Origin of the sequence: Bacillus sp. CH30_1T (genome assembly GCF_008364765.1) — a bacterium.
In the GTDB taxonomy this organism is placed as follows: domain Bacteria; phylum Bacillota; class Bacilli; order Bacillales; family Bacillaceae_B; genus Rossellomorea.
Map to the genome: position 1 here is coordinate 233,083 of NZ_VTUY01000008.1, position 17,563 is coordinate 250,645.

General features: G+C 40.1%; 14 protein-coding genes. 9 read left to right on the forward strand and 5 right to left on the reverse strand.

Features of this window, described 5'->3' with window-relative positions; genetic code table 11:
- Positions 1-100: 100 nt before the first annotated feature.
- From chvE to F0342_RS17890, 7 genes are all read left to right on the forward strand, one after another.
- Positions 101-1,186 (forward strand): multiple monosaccharide ABC transporter substrate-binding protein, encoded by a 1,086-nt coding sequence (gene chvE / locus F0342_RS17860; RefSeq protein WP_149157196.1) that lies wholly within the window; start codon positions 101-103, stop codon positions 1,184-1,186.
- 75 nt (positions 1,187-1,261) lie between these two features.
- On the forward strand, positions 1,262-2,821 hold the full coding sequence (mmsA, locus tag F0342_RS17865; protein WP_149157197.1) for a multiple monosaccharide ABC transporter ATP-binding protein: 1,560 nt from the start codon (positions 1,262-1,264) through the stop codon (positions 2,819-2,821).
- Positions 2,796-3,959, forward strand: coding sequence for a multiple monosaccharide ABC transporter permease (gene mmsB / locus F0342_RS17870; RefSeq protein WP_149157198.1), 1,164 nt, complete (start codon positions 2,796-2,798; stop codon positions 3,957-3,959). Before mmsA ends, mmsB begins: the two co-directional genes overlap by 26 nt.
- Before the next feature lie 59 nt (positions 3,960-4,018).
- The gene (araD, locus tag F0342_RS17875; protein ID WP_149157199.1) at positions 4,019-4,720 is read left to right on the forward strand and encodes an L-ribulose-5-phosphate 4-epimerase; all 702 of its coding nucleotides are present in this window, start codon (positions 4,019-4,021) and stop codon (positions 4,718-4,720) included.
- 47 nt (positions 4,721-4,767) lie between these two features.
- The gene (araA, locus tag F0342_RS17880) at positions 4,768-6,261 is read left to right on the forward strand and encodes an L-arabinose isomerase (protein ID WP_149157200.1); all 1,494 of its coding nucleotides are present in this window, start codon (positions 4,768-4,770) and stop codon (positions 6,259-6,261) included.
- 132 nt (positions 6,262-6,393) lie between these two features.
- Complete coding sequence (locus tag F0342_RS17885; protein ID WP_149157201.1) at positions 6,394-7,992, forward strand: xylulokinase; 1,599 nt, start codon at positions 6,394-6,396, stop codon at positions 7,990-7,992.
- Positions 7,993-8,172: 180 nt separating this feature from the next.
- Positions 8,173-9,354 (forward strand): ROK family transcriptional regulator, encoded by a 1,182-nt coding sequence (locus F0342_RS17890; protein ID WP_149157202.1) that lies wholly within the window; start codon positions 8,173-8,175, stop codon positions 9,352-9,354.
- 125 nt (positions 9,355-9,479) lie between these two features.
- Here F0342_RS17890 and galT read toward each other — a convergent pair whose 3' ends face one another.
- From galT to F0342_RS17905, 3 genes are read right to left on the reverse strand one after another with little or no spacing between them, the layout of a single operon-like run.
- Positions 9,480-10,982 (reverse strand): UDP-glucose--hexose-1-phosphate uridylyltransferase, encoded by a 1,503-nt coding sequence (gene galT, locus F0342_RS17895; protein WP_149157203.1) that lies wholly within the window; start codon positions 10,980-10,982, stop codon positions 9,480-9,482.
- The gene (gene galE / locus F0342_RS17900; protein WP_149157204.1) at positions 10,979-11,980 is read right to left on the reverse strand and encodes a UDP-glucose 4-epimerase GalE; all 1,002 of its coding nucleotides are present in this window, start codon (positions 11,978-11,980) and stop codon (positions 10,979-10,981) included. The genes galT and galE overlap by 4 nt, the downstream gene beginning before the upstream one ends.
- Positions 11,977-13,164 carry a galactokinase gene (locus F0342_RS17905; protein ID WP_149157205.1) on the reverse strand — a complete coding sequence of 396 codons (1,188 nt, stop codon included), beginning with the start codon at positions 13,162-13,164 and terminating at the stop codon, positions 11,977-11,979. Before F0342_RS17905 ends, galE begins: the two co-directional genes overlap by 4 nt.
- 346 nt (positions 13,165-13,510) lie before the next feature.
- Here F0342_RS17905 and F0342_RS25510 point away from each other — a divergent pair, with 346 nt between their 5' ends.
- Entirely contained in the window at positions 13,511-13,702 is a 192-nt protein-coding gene (locus F0342_RS25510; RefSeq protein WP_262481791.1) for a hypothetical protein, read from the forward strand.
- 437 nt (positions 13,703-14,139) lie between these two features.
- On the opposite strand, the gene F0342_RS17915 is transcribed toward F0342_RS25510, so the two are convergent.
- On the reverse strand, positions 14,140-15,459 hold the full coding sequence (locus tag F0342_RS17915) for a purine-cytosine permease family protein (RefSeq protein WP_149157206.1): 1,320 nt from the start codon (positions 15,457-15,459) through the stop codon (positions 14,140-14,142).
- Positions 15,460-15,700: 241 nt separating this feature from the next.
- Between F0342_RS17915 and ald the strand changes: the two genes are divergently transcribed.
- Complete coding sequence (gene ald / locus F0342_RS17920) at positions 15,701-16,819, forward strand: alanine dehydrogenase (RefSeq protein WP_148970863.1); 1,119 nt, start codon at positions 15,701-15,703, stop codon at positions 16,817-16,819.
- A gap of 181 nt (positions 16,820-17,000) precedes the next feature.
- Here ald and hxlB read toward each other — a convergent pair whose 3' ends face one another.
- Positions 17,001-17,558 (reverse strand): 6-phospho-3-hexuloisomerase, encoded by a 558-nt coding sequence (gene hxlB / locus F0342_RS17925; RefSeq protein ID WP_149157207.1) that lies wholly within the window; start codon positions 17,556-17,558, stop codon positions 17,001-17,003.
- Positions 17,559-17,563 lie beyond the last annotated feature (5 nt).

The following is a 17,563-nucleotide window of genomic DNA, read 5'->3' on the forward strand; positions in this document are numbered from 1 at the left end:
AAAACAGTTTAAATTTATGTAAAGCCTTACATTGGAAATGTTGATATTCTAAATTCAAGAAAGAGAAAGCGATTACAAAAATTGAAAGGGGTTACAAAGGATGAAGAGGAAATCAGGTTTATTTGCACTACTCATTTGTTTTATGTTGCTTTTAGCTGCCTGTGGAGGAAACAAAACATCAGGAGGCTCTGACGAAAAAGGCTTAATCGGTGTTGCGATGCCAACTAAATCATCACAAAGATGGGTAGATGATGGAAATAACATGGTGGAGCAATTAAAAGAACTAGGATACAAAACAGATTTACAATATGCAGAAGATGATGTTGATAAGCAAATCGAACAAATCGAGAACATGATTGTAAAAGGTGCAGAAGTTCTAGTTGTTGCATCAATCGATGGTACAGCATTAACAAATGTTTTAGAAAAAGCTGCTGATCAAGATATTCAAGTAATTGCTTATGACCGCTTGATCATGGAAACTGATAACGTTTCTTATTATGCAACCTTTGATAACTTCCAAGTAGGTGTATTACAAGCAAATTATATTGAAGAGGCATTAAAGCTTTCAGAAGAAGCAGGACCATTTAACATCGAACTATTTGCTGGATCTCCAGATGATAATAACGCTAATTTCTTCTGGGATGGTGCAATGTCTGTATTACAGCCACATATCGATAGCGGAAAATTAATCGTACAGAGTGGACAAACGAGTTTTGAGCAAGGTGCAACAATGCGCTGGGATGGAAACTTAGCAAAATCACGTATGGAAAACATTTTAAGTAAATCGTATTCAAATGGTGAAACTGTTGATGCAGTATTGTCACCTTACGATGGAATCAGCCGTGGAGCTATTCAAGCATTAAAAGGGGTAGGTTATGGCTCTGGGGATCTGCCGCTTCCTGTTGTTACAGGTCAAGATGCAGAATCAGCTTCTGTTAAATCTATGATTGCAGGCGAACAGACACAAACAGTATTTAAAGATACTCGTGATTTAGCTGCCGTAGTAGTAAACATGATTCAATCGATTCAAAAGGGTGAAGATGCGGAAGTTAATGATACAGAAACATATGACAATGGCAAGAAAGTTGTTCCTTCTTATCTAGTAGAACCCGTATCTGTAGATATCAACAATTACAAAGAGAAATTAATAGATAGTGAATATTATTCTGAAGACGAATTAAAATAGCCAAACGGATTTCAGTGGTGACTGTGTCACCACTGAAATCATTATTACGTTATTTATAAGAAGGTGGTCAGGGCTATGTCAGATTATATTTTAGAAATGCGTAACATAACGAAAACGTTCCCTGGTGTTAAAGCGTTGGATAATGTGAACTTAAAAGTTGAAAAAGGCGAAATTCACTCTCTCGTTGGTGAGAATGGTGCTGGTAAGTCCACATTGATGAAAGTATTAAGTGGTGTCTATCCCAGTGGTTCGTTTGATGGTGGTATTTATCTTGAAGGTCAAGAGTGTCATTTTAAAGATATTAAGCAAAGTGAAGGTGTTGGTATTGTTATTATTCACCAAGAACTTGCTTTAAGTCCATTTCTATCAATAGCTGAAAACATATTCTTAGGAAATGAAAGACAATCCCGCAACATAATAAAGTGGCAAGATACCTTTAAGGAAGCCAAAACATTATTAGATCGAGTTGGGTTAAAAGAGTCACCTGAAACTGCTGTAATGGATATAGGCGTTGGGAAGCAACAGCTGGTTGAAATCGCGAAGGCACTATCGAAAAATGTAAAACTATTAATTCTGGATGAACCAACAGCAGCATTAAATGAAACAGATAGCGAAAATCTATTAAAATTACTACTTGAACTTAAAAAACAAGGAATAACTTCTATTCTTATATCTCATAAATTAAATGAAGTATCGGCTATTTCTGATTCAATTACTATTTTACGAGATGGGCAAACAATTGAAACATTCTCGGCTAAGGAAGAAGAAGCATTAGAGGATCGAATTATCAAAGGGATGGTTGGACGGGAATTGACAAGTCGCTATCCTGAACGCGTCCCAACTATTGGAGAAACTGTTTTTGAAGTGAAAAATTGGAATGTTTATCACCCTCAACAGCGTGAACGAAAAGTTATTGATAATGTGAATTTTCATATTCGTCGCGGGGAAATTGTTGGGATAGCCGGCCTCATGGGTGCGGGCAGAACCGAACTGGCGATGAGTATTTTTGGAAAAACTTACGGAAAGAAAATAACTGGTTCTTTATACAAAAATGGAAAAGAAATTCAAGCAAATACAGTAAGTGAGGCCATTAAGGACGGAATTGCTTATGTATCAGAGGACCGGAAAACATATGGATTAAATTTAATCGATGACATTAAACGGAATATCACGTTATCGAATCTTAAACGCATTTCGAAAAACTCTGTCATTAATGAAAATAAAGAGATTGCCGAAGCGAAAATATTACGTGAAAAACTAAACATTAAAACGCCATCGCTTGAACAGCTTGCTGGAAACCTGAGTGGGGGAAACCAGCAAAAAATAGTGTTGAGTAAATGGATATTTACTGAGCCTGACTTATTAATTTTGGATGAACCGACACGAGGTATAGATGTGGGAGCCAAATATGAAATATATTCTCAAATTAATGATTTGGCGGCTGAGGGATTGGCTGTATTAGTTATATCATCAGAGCTTCCAGAGGTACTTGGACTCTCAGACCGTATATATGTAATGAATGAAGGACGTATAACAGGTGAACTTAATCGCTCTGAAGCGAATCAAGAAAATGTTATGCGTTATATGACCGGATCTGGAGGGGCTAATCGTGCAAACAGTAATGAACTTATTTAGAAACAATATACGTGAATATGGAATGATTATTGCACTTGTATTCATTACCGGACTGTTTTTGATATTAACAGATGGGATTACCTTTAAACCTTTGAACTTAACCAATTTAATCCTGCAAAATGGATTTATTTTAGTATTAGCCGTTGGGATGGTTCTAGTCATTATTACCGGAAACATTGACCTATCCGTTGGTTCTGTCGTTGCATTTGTCGGTGCTATCGCCGGGGTATTGATGATCAATAACAATGTACCGGTTTGGTTAGCAATTATTTTATCCATTTTTGTTGGTGCACTGATTGGTGTTTGGCAAGGATTTTGGATTGCCTATGTAGGAATACCATCCTTTATCGTAACTTTAGCAGGGATGTTAATCTTCCGTGGATTGACTTTGTATTTATTGGATGGTAAGTCATTAGCGCCATTCCCTGATTCTTTTGGACAGTTAAGCAGCGGTTTCCTGCCGAACATTGGATCAGGAGACTTCCATCTTCTATCGATCGTATTGTCTGTGCTGCTATCCCTTGTATTAATTTATTTAGAGTATAGTAAGCGTAAAAATCAATTGCAAAACAACTTGGAAGTATTGCCGCTCTGGATTACGGTAACAAAGTTAGCACTATTAGTCTTTGTTATTAACTGGTTTACTTATCAGCTTGCACTAAACAAAGGGATTCCGATTGTATTGGTGATCGTATTCGCCCTTATCGTTATTTACACTTTTATTATGAAAAATACAGTAATGGGGCGCTACGTTTATGCAACCGGCGGTAACAAGAAAGCCGCAGATTTATCAGGTATAAAAACGAAGCGAGTTGTATTCTGGGTGTTTGTAAACAACGGTATCATTGCAGCATTAGCTGGGTTGATGTTTGCTGCCCGCTTGAATTCAGCAACACCGGCGGCAGGTAACATGCTTGAGTTAGACGCAATCGCGGCTGTATTTATCGGTGGTGCTTCAATGGCCGGTGGTGTTGGTACGGTAATTGGTGCGATTGTCGGTGGTCTGGTAATGGGTGTCATGAACAATGGTATGTCATTAATCGGGATCGGCATTGATTGGCAGCAAGCGATTAAAGGTTTGGTACTCTTACTGGCAGTAGGTTTTGATGTGTTTAATAAAAATAGAGCTGGAAAATAATGCGAAAACACAATGAGGGCTACGATTCCCATGGTGTTTTTGAAAGGGGATGCGCGAACATGCTGGAGGGTTTAAAGCAGCAAGTACTCGAAGCGAATCAAGCTTTACCTAAACATAACTTAGTCACATTTACTTGGGGGAATGTCAGTGCTATTGATCGTGAAACAAATTTAGTAGTGATTAAACCAAGTGGAGTGGATTATGAAGAATTGAAACTAGAAGACATCGTTGTGGTCGACTTAGAAGGTAATATGGTTGAAGGTCATTTGAAAGCATCATCTGATACACCAACACATGTACATTTATATAAATCATTTCCAGACATCGGAGGAATTGTGCATACTCATTCCCCGCAAGCAACAAGCTTTGCGCAAGCAGGAAAAGGGATACCTGCACTTGGCACAACTCATGCTGATTACTTTTATGGAGAAATTCCATGTACCCGGCCCATGACTAAAGAAGAGATTAAAGGAAGATATGAGCATGAGACTGGGGTTGTCATTGTAGAAACATTTGAAAAAGAAAAACTGGATCCTGCACTAATTCCAGGGGTTCTTGTTTACAATCATGCTCCTTTTGCATGGGGAAAGGATGCCCATGACGCTGTTCATAACGCAGTGGTTTTAGAGGAAGTGGCTAAAATGGCATTATGGACACATCAAATAAATCCCGAAACGAGAATGATGGATCAAAACTTGCTGGATAAGCATTTCCTAAGAAAGCATGGGGCAGCTGCATATTATGGTCAGGATAAAAATTAAAAGAGGATTGGTCATATGACAAGCTCAATGATAGGGAGGATAAAAGTATGTTAAAAGTAAAGCCTGTTGAATTTTGGTTTGTGACGGGAAGTCAGCATTTATATGGACCTGAGACGTTAGAGGAAGTAGCAAAACACTCTCAGGAAATGGCAAATGGGCTGAATCAAGGTAAGGGTGTTCTTTCAAAAATAGTCTATAAACCTGTTGTGAAAACGGCAGAAGAAATTCGTAAAATCATGATTGAGGCAAATGCGGATGATCATTGTGGCGGAATCATTACATGGATGCATACATTTTCACCTGCAAAAATGTGGATTGCCGGACTTTCTGAGTTAAAGAAGCCTTTACTGCATTTACATACACAATACAATCGTGACATTCCATGGAATGAAATTGATATGGACTTCATGAACCTAAACCAAGCAGCACATGGTGATCGTGAGTATGGTTTTATTGGGGCAAGAATGGGAATTGCACGGAAGGTTGTTGTTGGTCATTGGCAGGATCAAGAAACACAGGGCCGAATTGCAACTTGGATGAGAACGGCTGTTGCATTTAATGAAAGCAAAAATCTAAAAGTAGCTCGATTTGGTGACAACATGCGCCGAGTTGCAGTGACTGAAGGAGATAAGGTTGAAGCACAAATAAAATTTGGATGGACTGTTAATGGTTATGGTATCGGTGAACTTGTTGCTAAGATGAATGAGTTCTCTGAAGGGGATGTTGATCGTTTAATAGCAGAATATGAGGACAAGTATGATTTTGCGGCGGAGGGTAAAGAAGCTGGACCGGTTCGTGAATCAATTCGTTACCAAGCACGTATTGAGCTTGGGATGAGAGCATTCTTGGAAGAAGGAGGCTATTCTGCGTTTACAACAACGTTTGAAGACTTACACGGCATGAAACAATTGCCGGGACTTGCAGTTCAGCGCCTTATGGAAGATGGTTATGGTTTTGCCGGCGAAGGGGACTGGAAGACAGCAGCCCTTTTACGTATGATGAAAATCATGTCTAATAATCAAGGGACATCATTTATGGAGGATTACACTTATCATATGGAGCCTGGAAATGAAATGGTACTGGGCTCTCATATGTTAGAGATTTGCCCAACGATTGCAGAAACAAAACCTGTGATTGAAGTACACCCGCTGGGTATCGGTGGAAAAGATGATCCGGCACGAATGGTATTTAACAGCCGTCCTGGAAAAGCTGTGAACTTCTCTGTTATCGATTTAGGGCATCGCTTTAGATTACTTGTAAATGAAGTAGAGGCCGTAAGAGTGGAAAAAGAGATGCCAAATCTACCTGTAGCAAGAGTATTATGGAAGCCGAAGCCATCACTAAGAGACTCTGCAGAAGCATGGATTTTTGGCGGTGGTGCCCATCATACTGTTTTCTCATATGACATTACATCTGAACAACTACAAGATTGGGCAGAGATGGCAGGAATTGAATGTGCGATTATTGAGGGTGACACAAAACCATATGTGTTCAGAAATGAGTTGCGTATTGCTGATCTGGCCTGGAAGCTCTATCAATAGTTAATCGTATTATAGGATGAAAATAGCAGGCAATAGATGTTCAAAATAACTCAGCAAAAATATGTTCCCCTTTAGGTAGACAGATTACTGGAAGGGGGATTTTTTCTAATAACACCCTGGGGGGGGAATTACATGTGTCTTGATGTGGAAAATATCATTTATAGCGGCGAAACAACGCTTGGTATAGAACTTGGATCCACTCGTATTAAAGCAGTTCTGATTGGAAAAGACAATATTCCGATCGCCTCTGGCAGTCATGACTGGGAAAATAGCCATATCAACAATATCTGGACATATAGTGAGGATGAAATTTGGAAGGGTGTACAAGACAGCTATCAAAAGATGGCTGTTGATGTGAAACATAAATATGGAATAACATTACAAACAGTTGGATCGATCGGGTTTAGTGCGATGATGCACGGTTATATGGCCTTCGACAAAGATGGAGAGCTGCTGGTCCCTTTTCGTACCTGGCGTAATAATATGACTGAACAAGCTTCAGAAGTATTGACAGAATTGTTTAACCATCAAATTCCGCAAAGATGGAGTATTGCCCATTTGTATCAAGCTATATTGAATAAGGAAGAACATATTTCAGACATCAACTTCCAGACAACTCTAGCTGGTTACATCCATTGGAAATTGACAGGAGAGAAGGTTTTAGGAGTTGGTGATGCCTCAGGCGTATTTCCGATTGATTTAAATACGAACCATTATAATCAGTCAATGATCAATCAATTTAATGAGTTGGTTGCACCAAAGAAATTGCAATGGAAACTCGATGATATTCTGCCTGAAGTTTTGGTAGCGGGTGAAAACGCAGGTGTACTTACAGAGGAAGGGGCAAAGCTTTTGGATGTAACCGGGGAGCTGAAGGTAGGTATTCCGCTATGTCCGCCGGAAGGTGATGCAGGGACTGGCATGGTTGCAACAAACAGTGTAGCGAAGCGTACCGGTAATGTTTCTGCTGGTACATCTGTATTTGCAATGGTGGTGCTGGAAAAGGAACTATCCAGAGTATATGCGGAGATCGATCTTGTGACCACACCTACTGGTAATCTGGTAGCTATGGCGCATTCCAACAACTGTTCTTCAGACATCAATGCATGGGTTGGTTTGTTTGATGAATTTTCAAAAGCAATAGGTATGGAAGTTGACGTGAATAATTTGTACGGAACTCTTTATAATTTGGCACTCAAGGGGGATCCGGATGGCGGGGGGCTATTAGCCTACGGTTATCTTTCCGGTGAACACATTACTCACTTTGAAGAAGGTCGGCCATTGTTTGTTCGATCGTCAGACAGTAATTTCAATTTGGCTAATTTTATGCGCGTACATTTATTTACAGCTTTAAGTGCAATGAAGCTTGGGATGGATATTCTTCTCAAAGAAGAAGAAGTGAAGCTAGATGAAATCCTGGGCCACGGAGGCTTTTTTAAGACAAAAGGAGTTGGACAAAGCCTCATGGCAGCTGCCCTCGATACTCCTGTTTCTATTATGGAAACGGCAGGTGAAGGCGGAGCATGGGGGATTGCTTTACTAGCATCATATATGGTAAATAAAAAAGATAATGAAACGTTGGAAGAATTCCTAAGGCAGAACGTATTTGCAGAACAAGCAGGTATGACAATCTCACCTGATCCTAAAGATGCAGAGGGCTTCGAGAAGTTTATGGAACGCTATAAAAAGGGCCTTGCGATTGAAAGAGCAGCAGTAGAAAATCTAACATAAATAAGTAGAAATCTATAAACGGCGGGAGCGGAGAGCACCCACCGTTTTTTATTTATTCATTAAGAAAGTATAGATTGGCGGCTGGAAGAATTTCGAGGTAGTTGCACAAAATACTTAATTAAATTAACTAATTCAAATATGGTACAATAATTCAATATAATGTAATTTGGAGGCTTTTCGATGCAGCGTGGTACTTTTCAATTAATGAAATCTGTAAATAAATCAATCATTCTAAATAAGATTCGGACTTCAGAATCTATATCCCGGGCACAGATTGCGAAAGAAACAAGTCTTACTCCTCCGACTGTCAGCAGTATTGTAAAAGAACTCATTGAGCAAGGATTAGTAAGAGAAAGTATGCTGGGCAGCTCAAGCGGAGGACGTAAACCCACAATGCTTCATATTAATAACGATGCATATTATGTCATTGGAGTGGATGCGGGACCTGAAAGAGTGGAATGTATCCTGACAGATTTAGCAGGAGAGATTATTTACAGGACATCTGGTTTGCTTCCACAACATTTAACAAATAAGCAACTTCTATTCATTTTACAAGAAACTATTTATAAGATCATAAGATTTTCTAATGTGGAACAAAGTAAAATTATTGGTATTGGGGTAGCCATGCACGGTGTGGTAGATGTTGAAACGGGTACATCACTTGTGGCACCGATATTGAAGTTAGGAAATATTCCGATCAGAGCAATTCTAGAGAAAGAGTTTAACATGACGGTGAAGGTTGAAAATGATGCGAGAGCGATGGCGCTGGGTGAATCTTGGTTTGGAGGGCATGGTGATGTCGATAGCATGGTTGCCGTAAATATTGGACGGGGTGTAGGGTCCGGTTTAGTGATTAATGGTAAATTGTATCATGGTGCAAAAGGGATTGCTGGTGAAATTGGACATATGACAATAGATATAAATGGTGAAGTATGTGCATGTGGTAATCGGGGTTGTCTTCAAACTTTAGTGAGTGGTGATGCCATTGCTAAAAGGGCAAGAAAAAATTCCGGGGAAGGTGTAAGTTCTAACTCTTTATCAGGTAAGGATATATTTGATTTAGCTCAAAATGGGGATAAGTTCTGTATAAACCTGCTTAATGAAACAGGAAACATAATTGGTATTGGTTTAACAAACTTAATACATTTAATCAATCCAAGTAAGATTGTCCTCGGCGGGGGAGTGATGAACAGTGAAAAATTCATCATGCCTGGTCTGCTTGAAATGATTCAGCAAAAAGTACTGATAAAGGAAGCGGGACAAACGGAGATTGTTGTGACACGATTAGGTCATGATGCGACATTATTAGGAGCTGTTTCCTTACTCCTTGTTGAACTATTTGATCCAATTTTAATAGGTTAAAGGCTCAGTCTGTTTTTTTGAAAACCTATTCTTTCGGTATCAAATGAAGTTATAACAAAGCAGAATGAAGCTATACAGCAAAAAAGCCGAGGCTGTAAAAACCTCGGGTCACCGAAATTCCAGCGTCAGCGTTTCGTTGCATACTCCGATTCCATACTATTCAAAGAAGTTATGAACCTCTCAAAGCCGCCTCTATTTTTAAAAACGCCGGCATCTTGAAGACATTTCACAAACTTTTTCCCAAGCTCTTCTCGTAAAATGGATTCTGCCTGCTCATTAGTAAGTAATTTACCGTATTCAAGTTTCAATTGTTCTGCCCATCTTTGATGATATGAAGCCACTTTACCTGAGTTACCAAGTAAAAACTCTTTTATATCGACCAGCTCATCTTTTAACCTAGGTGGCAGTACAGCCAATCCCATCACTTCGATTAATCCGATGTTTTCTTTTTTTATATGGTGAACGTCTTCATGTGGATGAAAAATCCCCAGTGGATGCTCATCCGTCGTTCGGTTATTTCTTAATACGAGGTCAAGCTCTAAGATCCCATTTCGATTTCTTGCAATTGGGGTAATCGTGTTATGAGGTGTATCATCTGTGAAAGCTAATACATCTGCATTTTCATTAGTATAATTTCTCCAAGTAAGCAAAATCTTATCTGCTGCATTGACAAGAGATACCATATGTTTTGACCGTATACGAATCACAGACATCGGCCAGTTCAGCACTGAAGCTTGTATTTCAGGAAAGCCTTCTAATTTGAAGTTGAAAGCATTTTCAGCACGGGTCATAGCAAATTCATATCTTCCTCCCTGATAGTGATCATGGCTTAAAATGGAGCCGCCGACAATTGGTAAATCAGCATTTGAACCGATGAAGTAATGCGGAAACTTCTCTGTAAAGCTAAGTAACCGTTCAAATGATTCTCTATTTATTTTCATCGGCCGATGCTCTTCAGAAAGTAATATGCAGTGCTCGTTATAGTAAACATAAGGAGAGTACTGTAAATACCAATTTTCATTTAAAAGGGGAATATTGATAATACGATGATTGGCACGTGCGGGATGACCTAATCTTCCTGCATATCCCTCGTTTTCTATGCACAGCAGACATTTAGGGTAGTTAATCGTTTGTTTCAATTCCCGCTCCCGCTTAATCTGCTCCGGATCCTTTTCCGGCTTTGATAAATTGATGGTAATGTCAAGCTGACCATATGCTGTATCAGATTTATAAGAGATGTTTTTCGCGATCCGGTTCTGTTGGATATAGTTATTGTTGATACTTAAGTTATAAAAGTAATTCGTAGCTGCAGCGGGTGACTCTTGGTAACTTTGGTTGAATACAGTATTGACAACAGATGGTCTTGGAACGAAGCAATTCATTATATTAGCTGCTAAGACTTCCTTGTCATCATAAAGGTTATCGATCACTTTTTCTTCTACTGCATATGCAATGATTTTCTCTACAAGATTCGAAAGAGTATCATCACTTTCTTGCACATCTTCAGGATAGGTCTCTAATCCAAGTAAGCTCATCACTTGATTCCGCATATAAATCTTATCTGCAGGTTCAATTAATTGAACATCCAACGCCTTCTGAATCAGCCCGGCAATATGTTGATAGATCATGTTAGCACATCCTTCTTGTACCCTTCTGGCTGGGAAGAGTGCCATTTCCATGCGTCCTCAATCATTTTCGAAATGGATGTTCTAGTTGGATTCCAACCTAGTACTTGTTTCGCTTTTTCCGAACTTGCTACTAAAATCCCCGGGTCACCAGTTCGGCGCGGACCAATTTCTGCTCGAATGTCCTTGCCTGTAACGTTTCTTGCTGCCTCAATCATTTCTTTCACAGAGAATCCCTGACTGCTTCCCAAATTAAAAACATCACTTTTGCCACAAGCTTGTAAATAGTTTAAGGCTAAAAGATGAGCAGTAATTAAATCTTCAACGTGTATATAATCCCGAATACAAGATCCATCAGGCGTGTCATAATCATCTCCAAAGATGGTGATATGAGGTCGTTGTCCTAAAGCAGTCTGTAAGATGATGGGAATAAGATGGGTTTCGGGTTGATGGTGCTCCCCGATTTCTGAAGTTTCTCTTGCGCCAGCTACATTAAAATAGCGTAGTGATACATATTTTATCCCGTAAGCATGTTCCGTCCATTTTATCATTTTTTCCATGGTAAGTTTCGTCTCACCATATGTGTTTGTTGGGTTCGTCGGTGCCGATTCTGTAATGAGTGCCGTATCAGGCTCACCATAGGCTGCTGCAGTAGAAGAAAATACAATATGTTTTACTTTATATTCAACCATGACCTTAAGTAATACCTGTGTCCCGTAAACATTATTATCATAATACTTGAGAGGGTTCTGCATAGACTCTCCGACAAGTGAATGGGCTGCAAAATGCATCACAGCAGTAATCGGTTCTTCTTCAAATACAGAGCGTAAAAACTCAATATTACGCAGATCTCCCTCATAGAATACGGCCTTTGAATGTATTGCTTGTCTGTGTCCAGTTTCAAGGTTATCGACCACAACAACCTGTTCACCTTGATCAATCAATTGATAAACAGCATGTGAACCTATATAGCCTGCACCACCTAAAACTAATATACTCATAGGATAGCCTCCTCAGAAATTTCTTTAGCACCGCTGCCGATCCCCGCTATGTAAAATGTTGCATCATAACCGATTTTTTCTCTGTAGATGGCAGTAATGTTTTTCTTGAAATCATTTACTTTATCTTTCGCCACAACCGCAATTGCACAACCGCCAAACCCGGCACCAGTCATACGCGCGCCAAGTACCCCATCTTGTGACCATGCAGCGTGGACGAGGGTATCCAGCTCGTGACCAGTAACCTCATAATCGTCTCTCAGTGAGTGATGAGATTCATTCATTAATTGACCAAAACGTATAAGATCTCCCTGCTGCAGACTTTTTAGTGCTTCTAATGTGCGTGCATTTTCATATACAGCGTGTTTAGCCCGTTTTCGACTCACCTCATCTGTGATTAGTTTCTTATTCAGTTCAAATTCCTCAGGTGTTAATTCTCCTAAACTATGAATCGTTAGTTTCCGCTGCAAGTCTCTTAATGCTAGCTCACATTGCGTACGACGTTCGTTATATTTAGAGCCTGCTAACACACGTTGTTTATTTGTATTGATAATCATTATGACATATTTACCCAATTCAAGAGGGGCATATTGATATTCAAGAGTTTGACAATTTAAAAGGATGGCATGATCTTGTTTTCCCATACCGATAGCAAATTGATCCATAATCCCGCTGTTGACACCAATATACTTATTTTCAACCATTTGACCACATTGAATCATTGGAATGGGTTTCAATTTCAAATCGAAAAGTCCATTCAATAAAACGCCCGTTGCCATTTCTATGGACGCAGAAGATGAAAGACCCGCCCCGTTGGGAATATTTCCATAAAATAAAATATCTGCTCCTTGGTGAATCTTATAGCCAGCCTCCTTTAAATAAAGAAACATCCCTTTAGGGTAATTTGCCCATTGGTCAGATTCTTTAAAAGAAAGGTCAGATAAGTCACATTCTATGATTCCTGCTTCAGGAAAATTCATGGAGTAAAACCGTATCCTTTGGTCGTCCCGCTTTCTTCCCAATGCAGTGGTTCCATAGGAAATAGAGGCTGGAAATACATGTCCGCCATTATAGTCCGTATGCTCTCCGATTAAATTGATTCTTCCTGGGGCGAAGAAGATCCTGGGGGCATTGAGTGTATGAAAGATAGATTGAAACTCAGTTATTAAAGTAGTTGCCTTATTCATAAATACCTCCTATACTCTTGGTGAGGCTGTCAGGTTCTGATTTCACTTAACTTAATTAATTAAATTAATTAAGTTAAAGTTAGCGTACTATAATTCAGTCGAAGATGCAATTCGAAATCGAAGGGTTTAGGGGGCTTTGTGCTATTGCTGGCAGTGGAAGCAAAGTCCAAGATGGCTCAGGGGAGTTACATATACCAAAAGCATATGAAAGCTATGAGGCAATCTTTATGATGAAAAAATAAATGCTGTTTGAACCTTTCCAAATGATTTACCTAAGAGTGGGTGTTAAGCATGTATGAGGGATTTACTAATATGAGCAGCTCTACTAATGAAAGGATTGTTCAATATGAATGAATATGTAGAAAATATAAGTTTTTTAGATAAGGCAGCCATTAAAGCAGGGAATGATCATTTTGAATTTATTATAGTACCAGCTTGGGGATCTAACCTAATTTCACTTGTTGAGAAGAAGAACAATAAGGAATTACTTCGAGTCCCCAGCTCAGCTAGTCCGGCATCAATCAAGCAATTGTTGTAAATGAACCAACTGGAATTAAAATTACCTACGAAGCAGATAATAACTTTAAGTTTTGGGTTGTATATAATCATGATGGAAATCATCAGTTTGTATGTCCAGAGCCATATACGTGGGTGACGAATGCCCCTAATCTTGATTTAGATTATTCGACTACAGGACTTCAAGTTATCGAACCAAACCAAGAAAAAACGGTTATGACAAAAATAATGGTATCCAGTAATGATTTTTAAAGTAAGAAAGAATTGGAGATAGATTATTATATAATTGTAGGTAAACACTGCATATGCGTCTATCTGTCATCCCAACTGAAACACGTGGAGTGCGGAAACAATTTTGGTTTATAATCTCTGAGTTATAATTGATAAAAGAGACAGGGGTTTATTTACCAAGCAAAGAGTGAATCTTGTCATCGGATTCACTCTCTTTGTTTAAAAAATTTATTGGATGGTTTTCTGTCCATCTTTCTTTTCCCATTTTTTACTCTCTTTATAAAGAATTAAAGTGATAATAAAACAAGAAAATCCCGGCGAATAACCATCCGGAATAACCAAATAAAACACCATCCCAACCCCCAACACAATCAACGCCTCACGATTAAAATTCGACTCCCCATTCGCAAGCCGCACAAGCGCATTCTCTGAAATCCTACCTTTCCTAATAACTAAATAATCAGCCACCACAATCGCCGATATCGGAATGATTAGGATCCCCAGATAAGAAATATACTCCTGCGCATTATAAACCAGCTGCGGAAACGAACTTAAAATAATTCCGGCGACACTGAACAACAATGCACTTTGAATCCGCGATAGGGACGGTAGTGCATTAAGCAAACTGTATCCCCCTGTATACGCATTACTAAGATTAATAGAAATCATGGACACCATTGCACAAGCCGTGATCACCAATAGAAGCAGGCTGGAGTCGGTCAGTTGACTCGCTGCCACGAATGGATTCAGATCTTTGAACAAGCTGGCACTCAATCCTCCCAATAGTGCGGTCATCATGAATCCGACGACGTTTCCTCCGTAGAGACCCCAGAATCCGTGGCGGTCGCTTTTGCTGTATCGGGTGATGTCCGATGATGCGCTCACTCCGGAAATGTATTGAACGAAGACGAGGCTTGAATAGAAAAAGAACGTTCCGATCGAGAATGGTTCCTGACCCTGGTTCAGTGTCATGAGGGAATCGGCTCCTTTTGTCAGGAACAGGTACAGGATGATTCCCTGGCCGATCACGAGGATCGGGATGAATAGTTTGGTCGCTTTCTTGACGGCTTCGAAGCCGATGAGGGCTAGAAGGGTCATGAGGATGGCGAGTCCGATGGTGACGGGTATGAATGGTATGGTGTACGGTGTTACTTTTTCCACCATGGAGATGATGACGAAGGTTCCTCCGATGGTTTGGACGCTGAACCAGTAGAGGGACGTCAGGGACCGGATGGGGGATGCGATGAGCATCGACAGCCGGGTTCCGATGATGGACCGTAGGACGTATTGAGCGGGCAGGCCGTAGCGGGATCCCGGTAGAGATAAGAATGATACGAATAGGAAGGCGACGCTTGCTCCGAGTGCAGTGGCTGTGAACGCTGCCTGAAAGGATAGTCCACCTTCAAGGACGGCGAGTGCGGGGATGAGGAAGTTTCCTGCGTTCACGGAGAAGGCGAGCTGTATGATGAAGTATTCGATCCATGTGGTTGATTTCAATTCACTTGGAACCTTTTCAAGTCCGAGTCTTTCGATCATGGGTTGTTTCATGGAATAATCTCCTTTGGGTATACTAAGGTGGATCGTTTCTATTTTAAAGAATTTTTGGAAAAAAGCGAAGAAATAATCATTTAATTTTTTAAAGAAAAATAGAGATATTTCCTTATTTATTTGTTAGAATGTAAGTGCTTACAGGGTGAGTAATTGCCCTTCGCTATTATATATAAATAGTGTTATATTTAGGAAGTAAATGCTCCAAGGAGCAATAGTGCATTTAGGAGGTTGGCTTAGTATGCGTATTGGTGTACCAACGGAAATTAAAAATAATGAAAATCGGGTGGCTATGACTCCCGCAGGTGTTGTGAATCTGGTTCTTTTTGGACATGAGGTTTACATTGAATCAGGAGCTGGATTAGGCTCAGGATTCACAGACGAAGATTACGTAGCAGCAGGTGGACACATCGTTGATTCTGCAGCGGAAGCATGGTCCATGGACATGGTCATGAAGGTAAAAGAGCCACTTCCAAGTGAGTACTCTTATTTCCGTGAGGGACTTATCTTATTTACATATTTACATCTTGCTCCAGAACCGGAATTAACGAAAGCGTTAATCGATAATAAAGTGATCGGGATTGCGTACGAAACGGTTGAACTGAATCGTGCCCTTCCATTATTGACTCCGATGAGTGAAGTGGCTGGACGTATGGCGACTCAAATCGGTGCTCAGTTCTTAGAGAAGATCCACGGTGGTAAAGGTGTGTTACTTTCAGGTGTACCAGGGGTTCGCCGTAGTAAAGTAACGATCATCGGTGGAGGAGTTGCAGGTACGAATGCAGCGAAAATGGCTGTTGGACTTGGTGCCAATGTAACAATCCTTGACCTTAACCCGGATCGCCTTCGTCAGCTTGATGATATCTTCGGTAGTGACGTAACGACGCTTATGTCCAACCCACTTAATATCGAACAAGCTGTTAGAGAAGCAGATCTTGTAATCGGAGCTGTTCTGATTCCAGGAGCGAAAGCACCTAAATTGGTAACAGAAGACATGATCAAAGCGATGACGCCGGGATCGGTTGTAGTCGATATCGCCATCGACCAAGGTGGAATCTTCGAAACAACGGACCGCATCACGACTCATGACGATCCAACTTACGTGAAGCACGGAGTTGTACATTATGCCGTTGCCAACATGCCTGGTGCCGTACCACGTACGTCTACGATCGCACTTACAAATGTAACAGTACCTTACGCGGTTCAAATCGCAAACAAAGGCTACAAAAAAGCATGCCTGGACAACGAAGCGCTATTAAAAGGTATTAACACGTTGAACGGATATGTGACATACCAAGCTGTAGCAGAAGCACACGCTGTAGACTACTCAGACACAAGAACACAATTAGAGCAACAATAACACCACGAAGCCGACTGCATGGGAATGTTCAGTCGGCTTTTTTTATGTAAATATAGGAGAGATTATGAAGCCCTCGGTGTTATGTCCTTAAGTTGATTGGAGTGCAATTCTTTACATAACAAAATGGGAGTATACAGAAAAAGCCACATCCTGAAATGTGGCTTTTTCTGTATTTTTTACTCTATTCGAGATTTGCATGTTTACCATACATTTTAGTAGAATCCAATCCCTTTTTCTCCATAAAGCGCAGAATGATGGCATCATAAAATAACAACATCGTTTGCTCAAATAGAGAGCCCATTGGTTGGATCGTTTTGTAATCACCTTCGGACTGGTCTTTCGTTACTCCTGGTAATGTAACGGTCAAATCAGCTAATTCTCCAATGGTTGATTCAGGAGAAATGGTTATTGCTGCGACGGTACCTCCCAAGCTTTTTGCTTTTTCAGCAATGGCCACTAACGTTTTGGTTTCTCCTGAGCCTGATCCAATGATTAATAGATCATCCTTTTCTAAGTTAGCTGTTACTGTTTCCCCAACGACATAGGCATCAATCCCCATGTGCATCATTCGCATCACAAAAGATTTCCCCATCAATCCAGATCTGCCAGCACCAGCCACAAAGATTTTCTTGGATTCTAAAATCTGGTTTACTAATTTCTCTGCCTCTTCATCAGAGATTAAGTGTACCGTTTGTCTTAATTCTTCAACGACTTTGGCTAAATATTGAGTAGAATTCATCGATT

Coding starts and splice junctions, on each gene's coding strand:
- chvE (WP_149157196.1), top strand. CDS start 101: ATGAAGAGGAAATCAGGTTTATTTGCACTACTCATTTGTTTTATGTTG.
- mmsA (WP_149157197.1), top strand. CDS start 1,262: ATGTCAGATTATATTTTAGAAATGCGTAACATAACGAAAACGTTCCCT.
- araD (WP_149157199.1), top strand. CDS start 4,019: ATGCTGGAGGGTTTAAAGCAGCAAGTACTCGAAGCGAATCAAGCTTTA.
- araA (WP_149157200.1), top strand. CDS start 4,768: ATGTTAAAAGTAAAGCCTGTTGAATTTTGGTTTGTGACGGGAAGTCAG.
- F0342_RS17885 (WP_149157201.1), top strand. CDS start 6,394: ATGTGTCTTGATGTGGAAAATATCATTTATAGCGGCGAAACAACGCTT.
- F0342_RS17890 (WP_149157202.1), top strand. CDS start 8,173: ATGCAGCGTGGTACTTTTCAATTAATGAAATCTGTAAATAAATCAATC.
- galT (WP_149157203.1), bottom strand. CDS start 10,982: ATGATCTATCAACATATTGCCGGGCTGATTCAGAAGGCGTTGGATGTT.
- galE (WP_149157204.1), bottom strand. CDS start 11,980: ATGAGTATATTAGTTTTAGGTGGTGCAGGCTATATAGGTTCACATGCT.
- F0342_RS17905 (WP_149157205.1), bottom strand. CDS start 13,164: ATGAATAAGGCAACTACTTTAATAACTGAGTTTCAATCTATCTTTCAT.
- F0342_RS25510 (WP_262481791.1), top strand. CDS start 13,511: ATGAATGAATATGTAGAAAATATAAGTTTTTTAGATAAGGCAGCCATT.
- F0342_RS17915 (WP_149157206.1), bottom strand. CDS start 15,459: ATGAAACAACCCATGATCGAAAGACTCGGACTTGAAAAGGTTCCAAGT.
- ald (WP_148970863.1), top strand. CDS start 15,701: ATGCGTATTGGTGTACCAACGGAAATTAAAAATAATGAAAATCGGGTG.
- hxlB (WP_149157207.1), bottom strand. CDS start 17,558: ATGAATTCTACTCAATATTTAGCCAAAGTCGTTGAAGAATTAAGACAA.